This is a genomic window from Streptomyces coeruleorubidus (genome assembly GCF_028885415.1).
Classification (GTDB): Bacteria; Actinomycetota; Actinomycetes; order Streptomycetales; family Streptomycetaceae; genus Streptomyces; species Streptomyces coeruleorubidus_A.
In genome coordinates this window covers 8,256,472-8,275,891 of sequence record NZ_CP118527.1, presented here as the reverse complement: position 1 = coordinate 8,275,891, position 19,420 = coordinate 8,256,472, and the positions used below count along the sequence as shown (strand labels likewise).

The 19,420-nt window shown below is 71.7% G+C and carries 15 protein-coding genes; 12 read left to right on the top strand and 3 right to left on the bottom strand.

Features of this window, described 5'->3' with window-relative positions:
- Positions 1 to 5: 5 nt before the first annotated feature.
- From PV963_RS38165 to PV963_RS38155, 3 genes are read left to right on the top strand one after another with little or no spacing between them, the layout of a single operon-like run.
- Positions 6 to 1,358: an MFS transporter gene (locus PV963_RS38165; protein ID WP_274821017.1), complete on the top strand. Its 1,353-nt coding sequence runs from the start codon at positions 6 to 8 to the stop codon at positions 1,356 to 1,358.
- Positions 1,355 to 2,722: an alpha/beta hydrolase family protein gene (locus tag PV963_RS38160; RefSeq protein ID WP_274821016.1), complete on the top strand. Its 1,368-nt coding sequence runs from the start codon at positions 1,355 to 1,357 to the stop codon at positions 2,720 to 2,722. The genes PV963_RS38165 and PV963_RS38160 overlap by 4 nt, the downstream gene beginning before the upstream one ends.
- Positions 2,719 to 3,510, top strand: coding sequence for an IclR family transcriptional regulator (locus tag PV963_RS38155; protein ID WP_274821015.1), 792 nt, complete (start codon positions 2,719 to 2,721; stop codon positions 3,508 to 3,510). The genes PV963_RS38160 and PV963_RS38155 overlap by 4 nt, the downstream gene beginning before the upstream one ends.
- Before the next feature lie 32 nt (positions 3,511 to 3,542).
- On the opposite strand, the gene PV963_RS38150 is transcribed toward PV963_RS38155, so the two are convergent.
- The gene (locus PV963_RS38150) at positions 3,543 to 3,998 is read right to left on the bottom strand and encodes a VOC family protein (protein WP_274821014.1); all 456 of its coding nucleotides are present in this window, start codon (positions 3,996 to 3,998) and stop codon (positions 3,543 to 3,545) included.
- Positions 3,999 to 4,399: 401 nt separating this feature from the next.
- On the opposite strand from PV963_RS38150, the gene PV963_RS38145 reads away from it, so the two are divergent.
- Positions 4,400 to 5,794 (top strand): glycoside hydrolase family 16 protein, encoded by a 1,395-nt coding sequence (locus PV963_RS38145; RefSeq protein ID WP_274821013.1) that lies wholly within the window; start codon positions 4,400 to 4,402, stop codon positions 5,792 to 5,794.
- 64 nt (positions 5,795 to 5,858) lie between these two features.
- Here the strand turns inward: PV963_RS38145 and PV963_RS38140 are convergent, their stop codons facing one another.
- Positions 5,859 to 6,746 (bottom strand): helix-turn-helix domain-containing protein, encoded by an 888-nt coding sequence (locus tag PV963_RS38140; protein WP_274821012.1) that lies wholly within the window; start codon positions 6,744 to 6,746, stop codon positions 5,859 to 5,861.
- Between the two features lie 165 nt (positions 6,747 to 6,911).
- Between PV963_RS38140 and tkt the strand changes: the two genes are divergently transcribed.
- From tkt to PV963_RS38100, 8 genes are all read left to right on the top strand, one after another.
- Complete coding sequence (gene tkt / locus PV963_RS38135; RefSeq protein ID WP_274821011.1) at positions 6,912 to 8,987, top strand: transketolase; 2,076 nt, start codon at positions 6,912 to 6,914, stop codon at positions 8,985 to 8,987.
- A gap of 19 nt (positions 8,988 to 9,006) precedes the next feature.
- Positions 9,007 to 10,152: a transaldolase gene (tal, locus tag PV963_RS38130; protein WP_274821010.1), complete on the top strand. Its 1,146-nt coding sequence runs from the start codon at positions 9,007 to 9,009 to the stop codon at positions 10,150 to 10,152.
- Positions 10,149 to 11,816 carry a glucose-6-phosphate dehydrogenase gene (gene zwf / locus PV963_RS38125; protein WP_274821009.1) on the top strand — a complete coding sequence of 556 codons (1,668 nt, stop codon included), beginning with the start codon at positions 10,149 to 10,151 and terminating at the stop codon, positions 11,814 to 11,816. Before tal ends, zwf begins: the two co-directional genes overlap by 4 nt.
- Positions 11,813 to 12,748 (top strand): glucose-6-phosphate dehydrogenase assembly protein OpcA, encoded by a 936-nt coding sequence (gene opcA, locus PV963_RS38120; protein WP_274821008.1) that lies wholly within the window; start codon positions 11,813 to 11,815, stop codon positions 12,746 to 12,748. Before zwf ends, opcA begins: the two co-directional genes overlap by 4 nt.
- A complete protein-coding gene (pgi, locus tag PV963_RS38115; RefSeq protein ID WP_274821007.1) occupies positions 12,741 to 14,435 on the top strand; it encodes a glucose-6-phosphate isomerase in 1,695 nt (564 codons plus the stop codon). The genes opcA and pgi overlap by 8 nt, the downstream gene beginning before the upstream one ends.
- A 6-nt stretch (positions 14,436 to 14,441) precedes the next feature.
- Positions 14,442 to 15,326 (top strand): phosphogluconate dehydrogenase (NAD(+)-dependent, decarboxylating), encoded by an 885-nt coding sequence (gnd, locus tag PV963_RS38110; protein ID WP_274821006.1) that lies wholly within the window; start codon positions 14,442 to 14,444, stop codon positions 15,324 to 15,326.
- A 3-nt stretch (positions 15,327 to 15,329) separates the two neighbouring features.
- Entirely contained in the window at positions 15,330 to 15,917 is a 588-nt protein-coding gene (locus tag PV963_RS38105) for a histidine phosphatase family protein (RefSeq protein WP_274821005.1), read from the top strand.
- A 234-nt stretch (positions 15,918 to 16,151) separates the two neighbouring features.
- Positions 16,152 to 17,618 carry a membrane-associated oxidoreductase gene (locus PV963_RS38100; RefSeq protein ID WP_274821004.1) on the top strand — a complete coding sequence of 489 codons (1,467 nt, stop codon included), beginning with the start codon at positions 16,152 to 16,154 and terminating at the stop codon, positions 17,616 to 17,618.
- Here the strand turns inward: PV963_RS38100 and PV963_RS38095 are convergent.
- A complete protein-coding gene (locus tag PV963_RS38095; protein ID WP_274821003.1) occupies positions 17,605 to 19,410 on the bottom strand; it encodes a bifunctional sugar phosphate isomerase/epimerase/4-hydroxyphenylpyruvate dioxygenase family protein in 1,806 nt (601 codons plus the stop codon). The genes PV963_RS38100 and PV963_RS38095 overlap by 14 nt on opposite strands.
- Between the last annotated feature and the right edge of the window lie 10 nt (positions 19,411 to 19,420).

The window sequence follows — 19,420 nt, the reverse complement described above, 5'->3', positions numbered from 1 at the left end:
CTCCCGTGCAGCCATCCCCCTCCTCCGCCGCTCAACCCGCCCCCGATTCCCGCCAGTTGCGCCGCGTGGCCGTCTCCGGCCTGCTCGGTACGGCCGTCGAGTTCTACGACTTCCTCGTCTACGGCACGGTCGCCGCGCTCGTCTTCGGCGAGCTGTTCTTCCCCCAGGCCGACCCGGCGGTCGGCACCATCGCGGCGTTCGGCACCTTCGCCGCGGGCTATCTCGCCCGCCCGCTCGGCGGCATCGTCTTCGGCCACTTCGGCGACCGGATCGGCCGCAAGTCGATGATGCTGCTGACCATGGTCCTGATGGGCTGCGGCAGCTTCCTCATCGGCCTGCTGCCGACGTACGACGCGATCGGCATCTGGGCACCGGTCCTGCTGGTCGCCCTGCGTGTGGTGCAGGGCATCGCGATCGGCGGCGAGTGGGGCGGCGCGATGCTGATGGTCGTCGAGCACGCCGAGCACACGCAGGGTTCCCGGCGCGGCCTGTGGTCCAGCTTCACCCAGCTCGGCGCCCCGCTCGGTTCCGTGCTGTCGGCCGGTGTGGTCACCATCGTCGCCGGCCTGCCCGACGACGAGTTCCGCTCCTGGGGCTGGCGGGTGCCGTTCCTGCTGAGCATCGTGCTGCTGGCCGTCGGGCTGTTCGTGCGCCTCAAGGTCGCCGAGAGCCCGCTGTTCGCCCAGGTCAAGCGGGAACCGATGGACAAGCCGCCGATCCTTGAGGTGCTGCGCCGCCCGAAGCCCGTGCTGCTGGCCGCGTGCGTCGGCATCGGCGCGTTCACCACGCAGTCGCTGCTGACCAGCTTCATGATCTCCTACGCCGTCGACCAGGGGTACACCCGCCCGCAGGTGCTGACCGCGGTGACCGTCGCCTCCTGCGTGGCCCTCGCCGTGCTGCCCGCCGCGTCCGCGCTGTCGGACCGGGTCGGCCGCCGGCCCGTCGTGCTCGCCGGAGCGGTCGCCTCCGCCGCGCTCGCCTTCCCCGTCCTGGCGCTGGTCGACTCCGGCTCACCCGGACTGCTGATCCTCGCCCTCGCCCTCGGTCACGGTGTCGCCCAGTCCACGATGTACGGGCCGCTCGGCGCCCTGCTCACCGAGATGTTCGGCACCCGCGTCCGCTACACCGGCGCCTCCCTCGGCTACCAGGCGGCCACCCTGGTCGGCGCCGGGTTCTCCCCGCTGATCGCCGGCAGCCTCCTCGCCTCGTACGGGGGCGGCAGCACGCCCGTCTCGCTGCTGCTGTGCGCGGGCGCGGCGATCACCGCCGTCACCGTGTGGCGGCTGCGCGAGACGCACACCGATGCCCTGGACTCCCCCGCCGCGACCACCCCCACCCTGGAAGGGACCCCGCGTTGAGGATCCGCCTCGCTTTACTGACCGCCTGCCTGTCCCTGGCGACCGCACTGCCCGCGCAAGCCGCCGCCAGGGACACCCATCTGGAGGGCCGGCTCCCCTCCGGCGCCGCCTACGTGATGGACGTACCCGCGTCCTGGAACGGCACGGTGCTGCTGTACAGCCACGGCTACACCCCGGCCGGAGCCCCCAACCCGGCCCAGAACACCCCGGGTGCGGCCGCCCGGGACAAGCTGCTGGCCGAGGGCTACGCCCTGATCGGCTCCTCGTACGCGACGAACGGCTGGGCCGTCACCGAGGCGGTGCCCGACCAGCTCGCCACGCTGGACCTGTTCACCGAGAAGTTCGGGGCGGCCCGGCGGACGCTCGCCTGGGGCACCTCGTACGGCGGCTTCGTCACGACGATGCTCGCCGAGCGGCACGCCGGCCGGTTCGACGGTTCCCTGTCGATGTGCGGGCTGGTGCAGGGCGGCGTCGCCAACTGGAACAGCACCCTGGACCCGGTGTTCGCGCTGCGCACGCTCCTCGCGCCGGACTCCGGGATCCGGCTCACCGGCTTCGCCGGCCAGGCGGAGGCGGTCGCCGCCGGGAAGGCGCTCACCACGAAGGTCGACGCCGCGCAGCGGACCCCCGAGGGCCGGGCGCGGATCGCCCTGGCCGCCGCCCTGCACGACATCCCCGGCTACAACGACGCCTCGCAGACCGAGCCGGGCCCCACGGACTGGCAGACGCAGCAGGCCAACCAGTACACCGCCGTGCGGGGCCTGATCCAGATGCCCGCGTTCAGCTGGCGGCAGGAGGCCGAGAGCCGGGCGGGCGGCAACCCGTCGTGGAACACGGGCGTCGACTACGGGGTGATGCTCGCCAGGTCACCGCTGTACAAAGAGGTGACGGAGCTCTACAAGGAGGCGGGACTGTCCTTGCGTACCGACCTCTCGGCCCTGGGCCGGGCACCCCGCGTCTTCGCCGATGCCCCGGCCGTGCGGTGGATGCGGAACACCAGCGTGCTCTCCGGCCGGCTCGCCGACCCCCAGCTGAACATCCACACGACCGGTGACGCGCTGATACCGGTGCAGGCGGAGAGCGCCTACCGGCGGGCGGCCACGGCGGCCGGCTCCGGGCCGCTGTTCCGCCAGGCCTACGTCGACGCCCCCGGCCACTGCACGTTCACCCCCGGCGAGACCCTGGCCGCCCTGCACACCCTGGAACACCGCCTCGACACCGGCCGCTGGGACGCCTCGCCCGGCGCCCTCAACTCCCGTGCGACGGCGGCGGATCCGACGGCCGAGCCCCGTTACGTCCCGTACCGGCCGACCTCCTACCCCCGCCCCTACGACCTCGCCCACCCGGGAGACACCCGGCCATGACCGCTCTGCCCCGAGTTCTCGGCTCCTCCGGCACAGGGGGCGCGCCCACGGCGACCGACCGGCTGCTGTCCGTCCTCGCGGCCTTCGACCACGAGCACCCGGCCCTGTGCCTGACCGACATCAGCCGGCGGGCCGGGCTGAGCCTGACCACCGCCCACCGGCTGGTGGGCGCGCTCACCGAATGGGGTGCCCTGGAACGGGACGAGTCCGGCGTCTACCACGTCGGGCTCCGGCTGTGGGAGATCGCCGCACTGGCGCCGCGCGGCCTCGCCCTGCGGCAGATCGCGCTGCCGTACCTGGAGGACCTGTACGAGGCGACGCACGAGAACGTGCAGCTGGCGGTGCGGGACGGCTCGGACGTCGTCTACATCGAGTGGCTGTCGGGGCGCTCGGCGGTCGGCGTGCACATCCGCGTCGGCGCCCGCTGGCCGCTGCACGCCACCGGCGTCGGGCTCGCCCTGCTGGCCCATGGGGACCCGGAGTTCCAGGAGGAGTACTGCGCGGGCGGACTCGCGTCCTTCACGCCGTACACGATCACCGACCCGGCGCGGCTGCGGCGGGCACTCGCCGAAGTGCGCCGGGCCGGCGTCGCGGTGAGCGACCGTCAGGTCACGGAGGACGCCCTGTCGGTGGCCGCGCCGGTGCGCACGGCGGACGGCTCGGTGGCCGCCGCCGTGTCCATCGTGGTGCCGCACGCCGACGCCCAGGTGCCGGTGCTGGTCCCGGCGGTACGAGTGGCGGCGCGCGGGATCTCACGGGCCCTGGGGTGGCAGCCGGAACGGACCTGAAGCGGCGGGTTCGGCAGAGCGGTCGGTGGCACTCAGGCCACGCAGAACTCGTTGTCCTCCGGGTCCCGCAGCACGACGCCGTAGTAGTCCATGTCCGGCTCGTCCATGACCCGCAGCACCGTCGCGCCGGCCGAGGTCAGCCGGTCCACCTTCGCCCTGACTCTCCGGGTGCGCTCCGGCAGGGGAACGCCCCGGCCGCCGCCGACCTTGAGGTCGATATGCACGCGGTTCTTGACGGTCTTGCCCTCCGGCACCCGCTGGAACCAGATGCGGGGCCCCCGTCCCTCCGGATCGACGATCGACTCGGGGGTCTCCCCCACTCCCTCGGTCAGTTCCTCCGCGGGCACCCCCATGTCCTCCCAGTAGGCCCGCCAGGTGGGGTGCCCGCCGGGGGCCGGTTCGGGCACGTATCCGAGGGCCTCGGTCCAGAAGGTCACGAGCTTGGCCGGGTCGGCGCAGTCGATGGTCAGCTGCAAGGTGACGTCCATGCCGTGATCATCGCAGGAGGGTGTGACAACGGCCCCTGGGGACAACCGTCGCGGCCCGCCGTAAGTCGAACCCCGCAGAGCTCCCCGACGCCTGAGACGGGGGAATCGGCGATGGTGCGGTCGGGAAGACCTCAGCGGTGGGCAAGGTGGCCGGCACGCCACACCGGGTGGCAGCATGCACTGCGGCTGCTTCTCCTGCTCGTCCTCGCGTTCTCCGTCAGGCCCCCAACACCCAGGCCGACACAGCCCGTTCAGGACCTGCACTCATCAACCGCCGCGTACTTTTCCCGGTTTCACCTCTTGACGACCCGGGTGGCGTGGAGCACATTGACGACACTTTGAGAGCGCTCTCACAGGGGCGTCCTCACCCTCCCGCACTCGTATCCGAGAGGCATCCCCACATGAGTGACACCTCCGGCAGACCCCGCGCACGGCGCCCCTTGCGGCGGGCGTTCGTCGCCGTCGTCAGCACACTCGGCCTCGCCGCGGTCGCCGCCACCGCCGCGACTCCGTCCGCGAGCGCCTCCGCGCCGCCGCCCCCGTCGGGCTGGAGCCAGGTCTTCCTCGACGACTTCAACGGCCCGGCCGGCAGCGGCGTCAACACGTCCCACTGGCAATACGCGACCGGCAAGGGTTACCCGGGCGGCCCCGCCAACTGGGGCACCGGCGAGATCGAGACGATGACGAGCAGCACGGACAACGTCTCGCTCGACGGCAACGGCAATCTGCGCATCACCCCGCGGCGTGACGGCGCCGGCAACTGGACCTCCGGCCGCATCGAGACCAATCGCACCGACTTCCAGCCCCCGGCCGGCGGCAAGCTCCGCGTGGAGTCGCGCATCCAGGTGCCGAACGTCACCGGGGCCGCGGCCAAGGGCTACTGGCCGGCGTTCTGGATGCTGGGCGCCCCCTACCGCGGCAACTACTGGAACTGGCCGGGCGTCGGCGAGCTGGACATCATGGAGAACACCCAGGGCCAGAACACGGTGTTCGCGACGATGCACTGCGGCACCTCGCCGGGCGGCCCCTGCAACGAGACGAGCGGCATCGGCAGTTCGACCACCTGCCAGGGCACCACCTGCCAGGCCGGCTTCCACACCTACCGGATGGAGTGGGACCGCTCGACGAGTATCGAGGAGATCCGCTTCTACCTCGACGGCGTCAACTTCCATACCGTGCGCGCCAACCAGGTCGACGCGACGACCTGGCGCAACGCCACGGACCACGGCTTCTTCATCATCCTGAACGTCGCGATGGGCGGCGGCTTCCCCGACGCGTTCGGCGGCGGCCCCGACGCCGGGACGCAGCCCGGCCACCCGATGGTCGTCGACTACGTCCAGGTGCTGTCCTCCGGCGGCGGCACGACGCCTCCCCCGACCGGCAACCACGACGCCTACTCCACCATCCAGGCCGAGTCCTACGACGGCCAGTCCGGTGTGATGACCGAGACGACGTCCGACTCCGGCGGCGGCCAGAACGTCGGCTCGCTGGCGAACGGCGACTGGCTGCACTTCAAGGGCGTCAACTTCGGCTCCACGGCCGCCCGGCAGTTCAGCGCCCGGGTCGCGAGCGGTGCGGCGGGCGGCGTCAGCGGACTGGTCGAGGTGCGGCTGGGCAGCCGGAGCAACGCGCCCATCGGGAGCTTCGCGGTGGGCAGCACCGGCGGCTGGCAGTCGTGGCGGACGATCCCGGCGAACATCAGTTCCGTGACGGGCACGCACGACGTGTATCTGACCTTCACCAGCGGACAGCCGGCGGACTTCGTGAACGTCAACTGGTTCACCTTCGGGCACTGACGGTCCCCGGCAGGGGGCTCCACGCGCGCGTGGGGCCCCTTTTCGCTGCCCGGCCTCCGTAACCTCAGCGCAGTTCCGCCCGGAACGCCGCCGGCGTCAGGTCCGTGTGCTGGTGGAAGAACTTGGAGAAGTTCGCGGCGTCGGGGAAGCCGACCGCCGCGCCGACCCGGCCGATCGGCAGGTCGGTGTGGGCGAGGAGCCGTTTGGCCTCCAGGACCACGCGCTTGTCGATGAAGGCCTTGGGGGTGTCGCCGGTCGCGGCGCGGACCGCGCGGACCAGGGTGCGGCGGGAGTAGCCGAGCGCGTCGGCGTAGGCGCTGACGCTGTGGTTGGTGGCGAAGTCCTTCTCCACGGCGTCCCGGAAGAGGGTGAAGGGGGAGTCGGACGGCTGTCGTACCGACTCCGCCGAACTGGCGGCGAGATGGGCGAGCCGCAGCAGGAACGCCGTCAGCGAGTGGCGCAGGACGGCGGTGTGCAGGCTCAGCGGCAGCGTGTCCGTGTCCTCGTACTCGCGCCGTAGCTGGCCGAGCGCGTTGCGCAGACCGGCGAGTTGGGCCGCGTCGGGGCGCAGCAGCGGCGGCAGGTCGTAGCGGTACAGGCCGGTGGCCTCCACGGTCGCGCGGGGCAGGAAGCCCGGCTGCATGGTCAGCACCGTTCCGCGGTACTCGCTCGTGCGGGAGAAGCGGTGGACCTGCCCCGGGCGGATCCACAGCAGGTCCCCGGCCGTGGCCTCGTACTCGGTGAAGTCGACCATGTGCCGGACCGGGCCCTCGCCGAACAGCAGCACGACGTGGAAGTCGATGCGGTGCACGCGCTCCAGGGGCGCGTCGGCGTGCCAGGTGCGGCCGGTGCCCATCGGGCCGACCTGCATGCCGACGCCGCCGACACTCAGCTCGACCGGGAAGGGGAACGTTCTGATCCCGTCGCCGCCTTGGACGCTTCTGCCTGCCATATCCGCCATGTCCGCCTCGTACCGCCCCGCTCGCCTGCCGCGCCGCCAATGGGTGTCCCACTTTCACCACAGGCTGGCACACGGCGACCTTCCGCCTAAAAAGTCAGACTTTTAGTTTTGAACACGTCAGACAGCCACTTCGCTCCTATTGAGGACTTCTTGAAGATGAGCACGCAGCCAGCGGACAGCTTCGAATGGACCGAACTCGACCGGCGTGCCGTCGACACCGCCCGTCTGCTGGCGGCCGATGCCGTCCAGCGGGTCGGAAACGGCCACCCCGGCACCGCGATGAGCCTGGCCCCGGCCGCCTACACGATCTTTCAGAAGGTGATGCGGCACGACCCGGCCGATCCGGAGTGGACCGGACGTGACCGCTTCGTCCTGTCCCCCGGCCACACGTCGCTGACCCTCTACACGCAGCTGTACCTCGCGGGCTACGAGCTGGAGCTGGACGACCTGAAGGCGTTCCGCACGCACGGCTCCAAGACGCCCGGCCACCCCGAGTACGGGCACACCGCGGGCGTGGAGACCACCACCGGCCCGCTCGGCCAGGGCGTCGCGAACGCGGTCGGCATGGCGATGGCCGCCCGCTACGAGCGCGGCCTGTTCGACCCCGACGCCCCCGAGGGCGAATCCCCCTTCGACCACACCGTCTGGGCCGTCGTCTCCGACGGCGACCTCCAGGAGGGCGTCTCCGCCGAGGCCTCCTCGCTGGCCGGCCACCAGAGGCTCGGCAACCTGGTCTTCCTCTACGACGACAACCACATCTCCATCGAGGGCGACACCGCGACCGCGTTCTCCGAGGACGTGCTGAAGCGGTACGAGGCCTACGGCTGGCACGTGCAGCGGATCGCGCCGCGGGAGGACGGCGACGTCGACGTGCACGCGCTGTACGCGGCGCTGAAGGAGGCTCAGGCCGAGACCGGACGCCCCTCGATCATCGCGATGCGCACCATCATCGCCTGGCCCGCCCCGAACGCGCGGAACACCGAGGCCTCCCACGGCTCGGCGCTCGGGGAGGACGAGGTCGCCGCCACCAAGCGCCTCCTCGGCTTCGACCCGGAGAAGACCTTCGAGGTCGCCGACGAGGTGCTGGCGCACACCCGCAGGGCCCTGGACCGGGGCGCCGAGGCGCACGCCGCCTGGGACAAGCGGATCGCCGCCTGGCGCGGCGAGAACGCGGAGCGCGCCGCGACGTTCGACCGGGTCAGCAAGGGCGAGCTGCCCGCGGGCTGGGAGGACGCCCTGCCGGTGTTCGAGCCGGGCAAGGCGGTCGCCACCCGTGCCGCGTCCGGCAAGGTGCTCCAGGCCCTCGGCGCCGTCGTCCCCGAGCTGTGGGGCGGCTCGGCCGACCTGGCCGGTTCGAACAACACCACGATCGACAAGGCGTCGTCCTTCCTGCCGGAGGGCAACCCGCTGCCGGAGGCCGACCCGTACGGCCGGACGATCCACTTCGGCATCCGCGAGTTCTCCATGGCCGCGGAGATGAACGGCATCGCGCTGCACGGCAACACGCGCATCTACGGCGGCACCTTCCTGGTGTTCTCCGACTACATGCGCAACGCCGTGCGGATGTCGGCCCTGATGCAGCTGCCCGTGACGTACGTGTGGACGCACGACTCCATCGGCCTGGGCGAGGACGGCCCGACCCACCAGCCGGTCGAGCACCTGGCGTCGCTGCGGGCCATCCCGGGCCTGAACGTCGTACGCCCGGCCGACGCGGGCGAGACCGCGCTCGCCTGGGCCGAGATCCTCAGGCGGCACACCACCGACCCGGCCCCGCACGGTCTCGCGCTCACCCGCCAGGGCGTGCCCACGTACGAGGCGAACCCGGATGTGGCACGCGGCGGTTATGTGCTGGCCGAGGCGGAAGGCGGCGAGCCGCAGGTGATCCTGATCGCCACCGGTTCCGAGGTGCACGTCGCCGTCGAGGCGCGTGAGCAGCTCCAGGCGACGGGCGTGCCCACGCGGGTGGTGTCCATGCCGTCCGTGGAGTGGTTCGAGGAGCAGCCCCGCGAGTACCGCGAGCGTGTCCTGCCGCCGTCCGTGAAGGCCCGGGTCGCGGTCGAGGCCGGTATCGGCCTGACCTGGCACCGGTTCGTGGGGGACGCGGGACGCATCGTCTCCCTGGAGCACTTCGGCGCCTCCGCCGACGCCAAGACCCTGTTCGCCGAGTACGGATTCACCCCCCAGAACGTGGTGGCCGCGGCTCGGGAATCCCTCGCCGCCGCCCGTGGCTGATCCGACCGCCCGAAAGAAGATGATCACTGTGACCGAAGCGACCGCGAGCGCGGGAGCACTCAAGCGCCTGTCCGACGAGGGCGTGTCGATCTGGCTGGACGACCTGTCCCGCCGGCGGATCGAGTCCGGCGACCTGGCCGGGCTCGTGGCGACGGGGAACGTCGTCGGCGTCACCACCAACCCGTCCATCTTCCAGGCCGCCATCGGTTCCGGCGAGGGCTACGAGGAGCAGCTCGCCGACCTGGCGGTGCGGGGCGTCACCGTCGACGAGGCCGTCCGGATGACGACGACGGCCGACGTCCGGGCCGCCGCCGACGTCCTGCTGCCGGTGTACGACGCCACCGGCGGCCGGGACGGCCGGGTGTCCATCGAGGTCGACCCGCGGCTGGCCCACAACACCGCGGCGACCGTCGCCGAGGCCCGGCAGCTGGCCTGGCTGGTGGACCGCCCCAACGTGATGATCAAGATCCCGGCGACGAAGGCCGGCCTGCCGGCGATCACCGAGGTGATCGGCGCGGGCATCAGCGTGAACGTGACGCTGATCTTCTCCCTGGAGCGCTACCGCGAGGTGATGGACGCCTATATCGCCGGCCTGGAGAAGGCGCAGGCGGCCGGTCTCGACCTGTCGGCCGTCCACTCGGTCGCGTCCTTCTTCGTCTCCCGTGTCGACTCCGAGATCGACAAGCGGCTGACGCTGCTGGGCACGGACGAGGCCCTCGCCCTGAAGGGCAGGGCGGCCCTGGCCAACGCGCGGCTCGCCTACGAGGCGTACGAAGAGGTCTTCGCCGGGCCGCGCTGGCAGACCCTGGGCGGTGCCCGTGCGAACCGGCAGCGCCCCCTTTGGGCCTCCACCGGTGTGAAGGACCCCGCTTACAAGGACACCCTGTACGTGGACGAACTGGTCGCCCCCGGCACGGTCAACACCATGCCGGAGGCCACGCTGAACGCCGTCGCCGACCACGGTGACGTCCAGGGCGACACCGTCACCGGCGGTTACGCCCAGGCGCGCGCCGACCTGGCGGCCGTTGAGCGGCTCGGCATTTCGTACGACGAGGTGGTGCGGCAACTGGAGGACGAAGGCGTCGCCAAGTTCGAGGTGGCCTGGCAGGACCTGCTGGACGCGGTCACCAAGTCCTTGAACAGCAAGGGAGTTGACGCGGAATGACTGAGGGCATCCCCCAGACGGCCGAGCAGGAGACCATCGGAACCAAGGAGGACAAGGAGGCCCGGGCGGCGCAGGAGGCCGCCGGGGTCGAGCAGACCGGGGTGAGCGGCCGGGCCGCCCCGCACACGGAGCACACCGACCCCGACTTCACCAATCCGCTCCGTGACGCGCGCGACCGCCGTCTGCCCAGGATCGCCGGCCCCTCCGGGCTCGTCATCTTCGGGGTGACCGGCGATCTGTCCCGCAAGAAGCTGATGCCGGCCGTGTACGACCTGGCCAACCGCGGCCTGCTGCCGCCGGGCTTCTCGCTGGTGGGTTTCGCCCGCCGGGACTGGGAGGACCAGGACTTCGCGCAGGTGGTGCACGACGCGGTCCGTGAGCACGCCCGCACCCCGTTCCGCGAGGAGGTCTGGCAGCAGCTCGCCGAGGGCATGCGGTTCATCCCGGGCGACTTCGACGACGACACGGCGTTCAAGCAGCTGCGCTCGGCCGTCGAGGAGCTGGACGCCTCCCGGGGCACCAGCGGCAACTACGCCTTCTACCTCTCGGTGCCGCCGAAGTTCTTCCCGAAGGTCGTCCAGCAGCTGAAGAAGCACAAGCTGGCTGACGCCCAGGAGGGCTCCTGGCGCCGCGCGGTCATCGAAAAGCCGTTCGGACATGACCTCGACAGCGCTTGCGAGCTGAACGCGATCGTGCACGACGTGTTCGACCCGGAGCAGGTCTTCCGTATCGACCACTACCTCGGCAAGGAGACCGTCCAGAACATCCTGGCGCTGCGCTTCGCCAACCAGATGTTCGAACCGATCTGGAACCGGTCGTACGTCGACCATGTGCAGATCACCATGGCCGAGGACATCGGCATCGGCGGCCGCGCGGGGTACTACGACGGCATCGGCGCCGCCCGTGACGTCATCCAGAACCATCTCCTGCAGCTGATGGCGCTCACCGCGATGGAGGAGCCCGCCGCCTTCGACGCGGCGTCGCTGCTCACCGAGAAGCTGAAGGTGCTGCGGGCCGTGCGGCTGCCGGAGGACCTGGGCAGGCACACCGTGCGTGGGCAGTACGCGGCGGCCTGGCAGGGCGGCACGAAGGTCCGCGGCTATCTGGAGGAGGAGGGCATCGACCAGGCCTCCTCGACCGACACCTACGCCGCGATCAAGCTCCAGGTGGACAACCGCCGCTGGGCGGGTGTGCCGTTCTACCTGCGCACCGGCAAGCGGCTGGGCCGCCGGGTGACGGAGATCGCAGTGGTCTTCCAGCGGGCTCCGCACTCCCCCTTCGACTCCACCGCGACCGAGGAGCTGGGCCAGAACGCGATCGTCATCCGCGTCCAGCCGGACGAGGGCATGACGGTGCGGTTCGGCTCCAAGGTGCCGGGCACGTCGATGGAGATCCGGGACGTGACGATGGACTTCGCCTACGGCGAGTCGTTCACCGAATCGAGCCCGGAGGCGTACGAACGGCTGATCCTGGACGTCCTCCTGGGCGACGCCAATCTGTTCCCCCGTCACCAGGAAGTGGAAGAGTCCTGGAAGATCCTCGACCCGATCGAGCAGTACTGGGCCACGCACGGCCGGCCCGCGCAGTACTCCTCGGGCAGCTGGGGACCCGCGGAAGCCGACGAGATGCTCGCACGAGACGGACGGAGCTGGCGCAGGCCATGAAGATCGACCTGACCGACACCACGGCAAGCAAGATCAACAAGGCGCTGGTGCAGGGCCGCCGCGCCATCGGCACGCCCGCCGTGGGCATGGTCCTGACGATGGTGATCGTCACGGACGAGGAGAACGCCTACGACGCGATCAAGGCGGCCGAGGAGGCCTCGCACGAGCACCCCTCGCGCACCCTGGTCGTCATCAAGCGGCACGCCCGCACCCCGCGCGACCGCACCCAGTCCCGGCTCGACGCCGAGGTCCGGGTCGGCGCCGACGCGGGCACCGGCGAGACCGTGGTGCTGCGGACCTACGGCGAGGTGTCCGACCACGCCGACTCGGTGGTGCTGCCGCTGCTGCTGCCGGACGCCCCGGTGGTGGTGTGGTGGCCGGTGGACGCCCCGGAGGTGCCCTCGAAGGACCCGCTCGGGGCGCTGGCCCAGCGGCGGATCACCGACCTGTACGCCGTCGAGGACCCCCTGACGATGCTCGAGGCCCGGGTCCGCTCCTACGCGCCCGGCGACACCGACCTCGCCTGGACCCGGCTGACGCCCTGGCGTTCGATGCTGGCGGCGGCGCTGGACCAGGCCCGGGCCCGGGTCGTCTCGGCGGCCGTGGAGGCCGAGGCCGAGAACCCGGCCGCCGAGCTGCTGGCCCGCTGGCTGGAGGCGCGGCTGCACGTCCAGGTCGACCGCGTCGTCACCGCCGGGCCGGTCGTCACGGCCGTACGCCTGGGCACCGAGAACGGCGAGATCCTCATCGACCGCCCCGAGGGACCGCTGGCCACGCTCACCCTGCCGGGCCAGCCCTCCCGCACCCTCGCGCTGAAGGTCCGTGCCACCTCCGAACTCATCGCCGAGGAGCTGAGGCGCCTCGACGCGGACGAGATGTACGCCATCGCCCTGAACGGCGAGGCAACCGAGGAGACCCCCGCTCATGTCTGACTCCCCCTCCGGCTCCCCCACGCTCACGCGGCGACCCGAGTGGACCGCCCTGGAGGACCACCGCACGGACGCCCTGCCGCAGCCGGACCTGCGTGAGCTGTTCGCGGCGGACCCGGGGCGCGCCGAGCGCTACGTCGTGCACGTGGGCGACCTGCGCATCGACTACTCCAAGCACCTGGTCACCGACGAGACGCTGGCGCTGCTCCAGGAGCTGGCCACCGCCACCGACGTGTTCGGGCAGCGCGACGCCATGTTCCGCGGCGAGAAGATCAACGTCACCGAGAACCGGGCCGTGCTGCACACCGCGCTGCGCGCCCCGCGGGACGCGGTGATCGAGGTCGACGGCGAGAACGTAGTCCCGGGTGTGCACGCCGTGCTCGAGAAGATGTCCGGCTTCGCGAACCGGGTGCGCTCCGGGGAGTGGACCGGGCACACCGGCAAGCGCATCCGGAACGTCGTCAGCATCGGCATCGGCGGCTCGGATCTCGGCCCGGCGATGGCGTACGACGCGCTGCGGCCGTTCACCGCCCGGGAGCTGACGTTCCGCTTCGTGTCGAACGTGGACGGCTCCGACCTGCACGAGGCGGTCCGCGACCTGGACCCGGCACAGACGCTGTTCATCGTCGCGTCCAAGACCTTCACCACGATCGAGACCATCACGAACGCGACCTCGGCGCGCTCCTGGCTGCTGGAAGGGCTCGGGGATGGGGGCACCTCCCGCTCGAGCGAAGCCGAGAGTGGGGGAGAGAAGGCGGTCGCCAAGCACTTCGTGGCGCTGTCCACGAACGCCGAGAAGGTCGCGGACTTCGGCATCGACGTCGACAACATGTTCGAGTTCTGGGACTGGGTCGGCGGCCGCTACTCGTACGACTCCGCGATCGGCCTGTCCTTGATGATCGCGATCGGCCCGGACCGCTTCCTGGAGATGCTCGACGGCTTCCGCATCGTCGACGAGCACTTCCGCAACGCGCCCGCCCAGGCCAACGCCCCGCTCATCATGGGCCTGCTCGGCATCTGGTACGGCAACTTCCACGGCGCCCAGTCGCACGCCGTCCTGCCCTACAGCCACTATCTGTCGAAGTTCACCGCCTACCTCCAGCAGCTCGACATGGAGTCCAACGGCAAGTCGGTGGACCGCGACGGCCGTCCCGTCCAGTGGCAGACGGGTCCGGTCGTGTGGGGCACGCCCGGCACCAACGGACAGCACGCCTACTACCAGTTGATCCACCAGGGCACCAAGCTGATCCCGGCCGACCTGATCGGCTTCGCACGGCCCGTCGCCGAGCTGAGCGACGAACTGAAGGCACAGCACGACCTGTTGATGGCCAACCTGTTCGCGCAGGGGCAGGCCCTCGCCTTCGGCAAGACCGCCGAGGAGGTGCGGGCCGAGGGCGTGCCCGAGGAGCAGGTGCCGCACCGCACGTTCCAGGGCAACCGCCCCACCACGACGATCCTGGCCACCGAACTGACCCCGTCGGTCCTCGGCCAGCTGGTCGCCCTCTACGAGCACAAGGTGTTCGTGCAGGGCACGGTCTGGAACATCGACTCCTTCGACCAGTGGGGCGTCGAGCTCGGCAAGGTCCTCGCCAAGCGCGTCGAGCCCGCCCTGACCGAGGGCGCAGACGTCCCCGGTCTCGATTCGTCCACGGCCGCGCTGGTGGCCGCCTACCGCAAACTCGGGAAGTGAACTGACATGCAGATCGGTCTTGTGGGTCTCGGCAAGATGGGCGGCAACATGCGCGAGCGCCTGCGCAACGCCGGCCACACCGTCGTCGGCTACGACACCAACCCGGAGAAGTCCGACGTGGCCAGTCTGGCCGACCTCGTCGACCAGCTTCAGGCGCCGCGCACGGTCTGGGTCATGGTCCCGGCCGGCGACCCCACCCAGCACGTCATCGACCGTCTGGCGGACCTCCTCAAGCCGTACGACACGGTGGTCGACGGCGGCAACTCCCGCTGGACGGACGACGAGAAGCACGCCGAGGAGCTGAGCAGGCGCGGCATCGGCTTCGTCGACGCGGGCGTCTCCGGCGGCGTGTGGGGCCTGGAGAACGGCTACGCCCTGATGGTCGGCGGCGAGAAGGAGTACGTCGACCGGCTCCGGCCGATCTTCGAGGCGCTCAAGCCGGAGGGCCCGTACGGCTTCGTGCACGCCGGCCGGGTGGGTGCCGGGCACTTCGCGAAGATGGTCCACAACGGCATCGAGTACGCGATGATGCAGGCCTACGCCGAGGGCTGGGAGCTGCTGGAGGCCGTGGACTCGGTGGACAACGTCCGCGAGGTGTTCCGCTCCTGGCAGGACGGCACCGTCATCCGCTCCTGGCTGCTCGACCTCGCGGTCAACGCGCTCGACGAGGACGAGCACCTGGAGGGCCTGCGGGGCTACGCCCAGGACTCCGGCGAGGGACGCTGGACCGTGGAGGCCGCGATCGACAACTCCGTGCCGCTGCCCGCGATCACCGCCTCCCTCTACTCCCGGTTCGCCTCCCGGCAGGACGACTCGCCGCAGATGAAGATGATCGCGGCGCTGCGCAACCAGTTCGGCGGGCACGCCGTCGAGTCCGCGAAGAAGGCGTAGGACGTGGGCGATCTGCTGCTGGTCCGCCACGGTGAGACGGAGTGGAGCCGGAGCGGACAGCACACCAGCTTCACCGACCTGCCCCTCACCCCGAACGGCGAGGAGCAGGCCAAGTCGCTGGCTCCGCTCCTGGCGGGCCGTCCCTTCGCGCTGGTCCTCACCAGCCCGCTCGGCCGCGCGGTGCGCACCGCCGAACTCGCGGGCCTGACGGGGGCCGTGCGGGACGCGGACCTGCACGAGTGGTACTACGGCGCCTACGAGGGCGTCACCTCCGAGGAGATACACCGCACCCGTCCCGACTGGGACCTGTGGACCGACGGGGGCCCGCCCGGCCCCGACGGCAAGCCGGGCGAGTCCCCCGAGGAGGTCGGCGAGCGGGCCGACCGGGTGCTGTCCCGGGTGGCCGACGCGCTGCCCGGGGGCGATGTGCTGCTGGTGGCGCACGGCCACTTCCTCCGCGTCCTGACCGCCCGCCGGCTGGGCCTGCCGCCGTCGGAGGGGCGGCTGTTCCGGCTGGAGACGGGCACGGTCTGCCGGCTGTCGACCGAGCACGGGCGGCCTGTGATCGCGGAGTGGAACACCAGGGCATAGGGCCTGTTGCGAAAGTGCCGCCTGCCGCACGGCGTCCGGCACGCACTCTCGCCGCACCGGCCGAAAGCCCAAGTACGCCCAGTACGAGGGCTTCCGGCCGGCACGCCGAGAGCACGCACCGGACGCCGCGCGGCCGCCCTTGGGGCGACGACGCCACTTTCGCAACGGGCCCTGACCGGCCCCGGCCGGAGGTGAGTTGACAGCCTCCGGCCGGGCGCGTCAGAGTCCGGGTCGATGCAGATCGACGACATGACACCCGCCGAGGAGCGGGTGTGGCGGGCCTTTCCGCGCGGGGACGACGTGGACTTCCGGGGGCCGGCGGACGAGGACCCGGCGCGGGGCGCTCACTGGGGACCCGAACGGACCGTACGGGCGGCCGTGTTGCGGGCCCTGCTGCTGAGCGCCCCGCAGGAGGACGGGGAGACGGCCGCCCTCCGGCTGGCGGGCGCGCGGATCACGGGCGTGCTGGACCTCAAGTACGCAGAGGTCGACCACGCCGTGCGCCTCAGCGACTGCTACTTCGAGGACGTCCCCGTCCTGTACGGGGCGCGGCTGCGCCAGCTGAACCTGCGCGACTCCGTCCTGCCCGGACTGGACGCCGCCACCCTGCGCGTGGACGGCGTGCTGCGCATGTCGGACTGCCTGTTCGACGGGCCCGTGCGGCTCGGCGGGGCGCAGATCTCCGGGGCGCTCTTCATGGACAGGGCCGAGATCGATGAACGGCCCCCCGATCAGCCCGCGCTCCAGCTCAACCACGTGACCATCGGCGACGGCCTGTCGGCGCAGGACCTGCGCACCCGCGGCGAGGTACGCCTGACGGGTGCCTCGGTCGCCGGGACGATCGACCTCAACGGGGCGCGGCTGGAGGCCGGCACCGGTGAGGCCGCCCTCGACGCCGAGACGCTCACGGTGGAGGGCGACGTCCTGCTGCGCGACGTGGACGTCCTCGGCTGGATCGGCCTGCGCGGCGCCCGGATCGCGGGCCGCCTCGACCTCTCCCACGCGCGGCTGGCGAACCCCGGTGACACGGCACTGCGCGCCAGCAGCTGCACCGTCGGGGAACTCTGGCTGCGCAGGAGCCCGCCCATGAAAGGCGCCCTCAACCTGCGCCGCGCCCAGCTGGACGTCCTGTTCCTCGAACCGGACGTGGTCCCCGGGGAGGTCCTGCTCAACAGCCTCGTCTACACCTCCCTCACCCCGCACGAACCCGCCGAGCGGCGCCTGGCGATGCTGGAGCGCGACCGCGAGGGCTACGTCCCGCACGCCTACGAGCAGTTGACCGCGGCCTACCGCCGGATCGGCGACGACGACGCCGCCCGCGTCGTCCAGCTCGCCAAGCAGCGCCGCCGCCGCGGCACCCTGCCGTGGTACGGCCGGCTGTGGGGCTACGTCCAGGACGCCACCGTCGGCTATGGCTTCCGCCCCCTGCGCGCCGCGGGCTGGCTGGTGTCGCTGCTGGTGATCGGCTCCCTGGCCTACGCGCTGCACCACCCCCAGCCGCTGAAGGCGGACGAGGCCCCGCAGTTCAACCCGGTCTTCTACACCCTCGACCTGCTGCTGCCGGTGATCTCCTTCGGGCAGGAGGGCGCGTTCGCACCCACCGACGGGTACCAGTGGCTCTCCTACACCCTCGTCCTCACCGGCTGGATCCTCGCCACGACCGTCGTCACCGGCATCACCCGGACCGTCAGCCGCCAGTGAGCGCCCGCACCGCGTGCTGCGCCGCCAGCCGCACCGGGGCGTTCGCGGCGCCGTAACCCCGGTAGCCGCCGTCGCGCTGCACCAGTTCGAAGAAGACGCGGCCGACGGTGCGGGTGTAGCAGTGGCGGAAGACGCCGTGGGCGTCGCGGTCGTAGAGGATGCCGAGGTCGCGGTAGGTCTCCAGCTCGCCGTCGGCGAACTCGAAGCGGGCGGCGAGATCGTCGTAGTAGTTCGCCGGGACCGGCAGCAGACTGCCGCCGGCCGCCCGGAAGCGACGGGCCGAGGCGACCACGTCGTCGGTGGCCAGGGCGATGTGCTGGGCGTGGACGGTGTCGTCCGTGGGCGCGGGGCCGACGGTGAGGGCGATCCGGACGCTGCCGTCGGTGTTGGTCACGGCACGGCTGCGCAGCAGACCGTAGGGGTCGGCGACGTCCACGCTCTCCTGGGCCCGCAGGCCGAGCACGCCCCGGTGGAAGAGGGCCGCCTCGTCGAAGTGGTGCCAGGGCTGGGTGAGGGCGAGATGGTCGATGCGGCGGACCGTCGCGGGCGCGGGCGCCGGGTCGGTGTCCTCGAAGTCGGCCCGCCAGTCGGGCAGGCCCGGGCGGCCGGTGGCGCAGAAGAAGAGCTCCGTGCCGTCGGGGGCGGCGACCGCGTCGAGCGGGGCGTCCTCGGGTGCGCGGCGGCGCGGCAGGACGGGGGCCAGCAGCGCCTCGGCACGCCGGGCCGCCGCGCCCGGGTCCGGTGACTCCAGCCCGATCGCGGCGAGCTGGGTGCCGTCGCGGCGGACGGCCGGCCCGGTGTTGACCAGGATCCGGGCGTCCCCCTGCTCCCACAGGGCGACGGGCTTGCCGCGATGGCGGGCGGTGCGGGTGAAGCCGAGGGCGCCGAGCAGGGCGGTGAGAAGTTCGGCATCGGGCGTGACCAGCTCGGCGAAGGCGACACCGGTGGGGACGACGGGCTCCGGCAGGGCGGCCCGGCCCACCGTCTCCTCGAGGACCAGCAGGGAACGCCGGGCGTCGACGGCGGTCGGACCGGCCTCGGCCTGCCGGAAGACGTCGTTGAAGACCTCCAGGGAGACCGGTCCTTCGTAGCCGGTGCGCAGCACGTGGCGTACCAGGCCGGCGACGTCGAAGCCGCCCTGGCCGGGGAAGCAGCGGTAGTGGCGGCTCCACTGGAGGACGTCCATGGCGAGCAGCGGGGCGTCGGCGAGCTGGAGGAAGAAGATCTTCTCGCCGGGGATGGCCGCAATGCCTTCGAGGTCCTTGGGTTCAGAGCCGCGCGAGAGGATGTGGAAGCTGTCCAGGCAGGTGCCGAGGGCGGGGTGGCCGGCCGACTCGACGATGCGCCAGGCGTGGTCGTACGTGCTGACGTGCCGCCCCCAGGCGAGCGCCTCGTAGGCCACCCGGATCCCGGAGTCCCGGGCGAGGTCGGCGAGCCGGCTCAGCTGCTCGGCGGCGAGGGCGTCGTCGTCCACCGCCTGCGGGGAGACGCTGGAGCAGACGAGGACCGTGTCGGCGCCGAGCCTGCGCATCAGCTCGAACTTGTGGCGGGCCCGCCGCAGGTTCCGGGCGAATTGGTCCTCGGGGACGGCCTCGATGTCCCGCATCGGCTGGTACAGGTCGACGGTGAGGCCGAGGTCGGCGCAGCGGGCGCGGATCTCCTCGGGGGTGAGGGGGCTGGCCAGCAGGTCGTTCTCGAAGATCTCCACCCCGTCGAAACCGGCCCGGGCGGCGGCCGTGAGCTTCTCGGTGAGGGATCCGCTGAGGGAGACGGTGGCGATGGACGTACGCACGTCGGTACCT

Coding starts and splice junctions, on each gene's coding strand:
- PV963_RS38145 (WP_274821013.1), top strand. CDS start 4,400: ATGAGTGACACCTCCGGCAGACCCCGCGCACGGCGCCCCTTGCGGCGG.
- tkt (WP_274821011.1), top strand. CDS start 6,912: ATGAGCACGCAGCCAGCGGACAGCTTCGAATGGACCGAACTCGACCGG.
- tal (WP_274821010.1), top strand. CDS start 9,007: ATGATCACTGTGACCGAAGCGACCGCGAGCGCGGGAGCACTCAAGCGC.
- PV963_RS38140 (WP_274821012.1), bottom strand. CDS start 6,746: ATGGCAGGCAGAAGCGTCCAAGGCGGCGACGGGATCAGAACGTTCCCC.
- gnd (WP_274821006.1), top strand. CDS start 14,442: ATGCAGATCGGTCTTGTGGGTCTCGGCAAGATGGGCGGCAACATGCGC.
- pgi (WP_274821007.1), top strand. CDS start 12,741: ATGTCTGACTCCCCCTCCGGCTCCCCCACGCTCACGCGGCGACCCGAG.
- PV963_RS38150 (WP_274821014.1), bottom strand. CDS start 3,998: ATGGACGTCACCTTGCAGCTGACCATCGACTGCGCCGACCCGGCCAAG.
- PV963_RS38155 (WP_274821015.1), top strand. CDS start 2,719: ATGACCGCTCTGCCCCGAGTTCTCGGCTCCTCCGGCACAGGGGGCGCG.
- opcA (WP_274821008.1), top strand. CDS start 11,813: ATGAAGATCGACCTGACCGACACCACGGCAAGCAAGATCAACAAGGCG.
- PV963_RS38100 (WP_274821004.1), top strand. CDS start 16,152: ATGCAGATCGACGACATGACACCCGCCGAGGAGCGGGTGTGGCGGGCC.
- zwf (WP_274821009.1), top strand. CDS start 10,149: ATGACTGAGGGCATCCCCCAGACGGCCGAGCAGGAGACCATCGGAACC.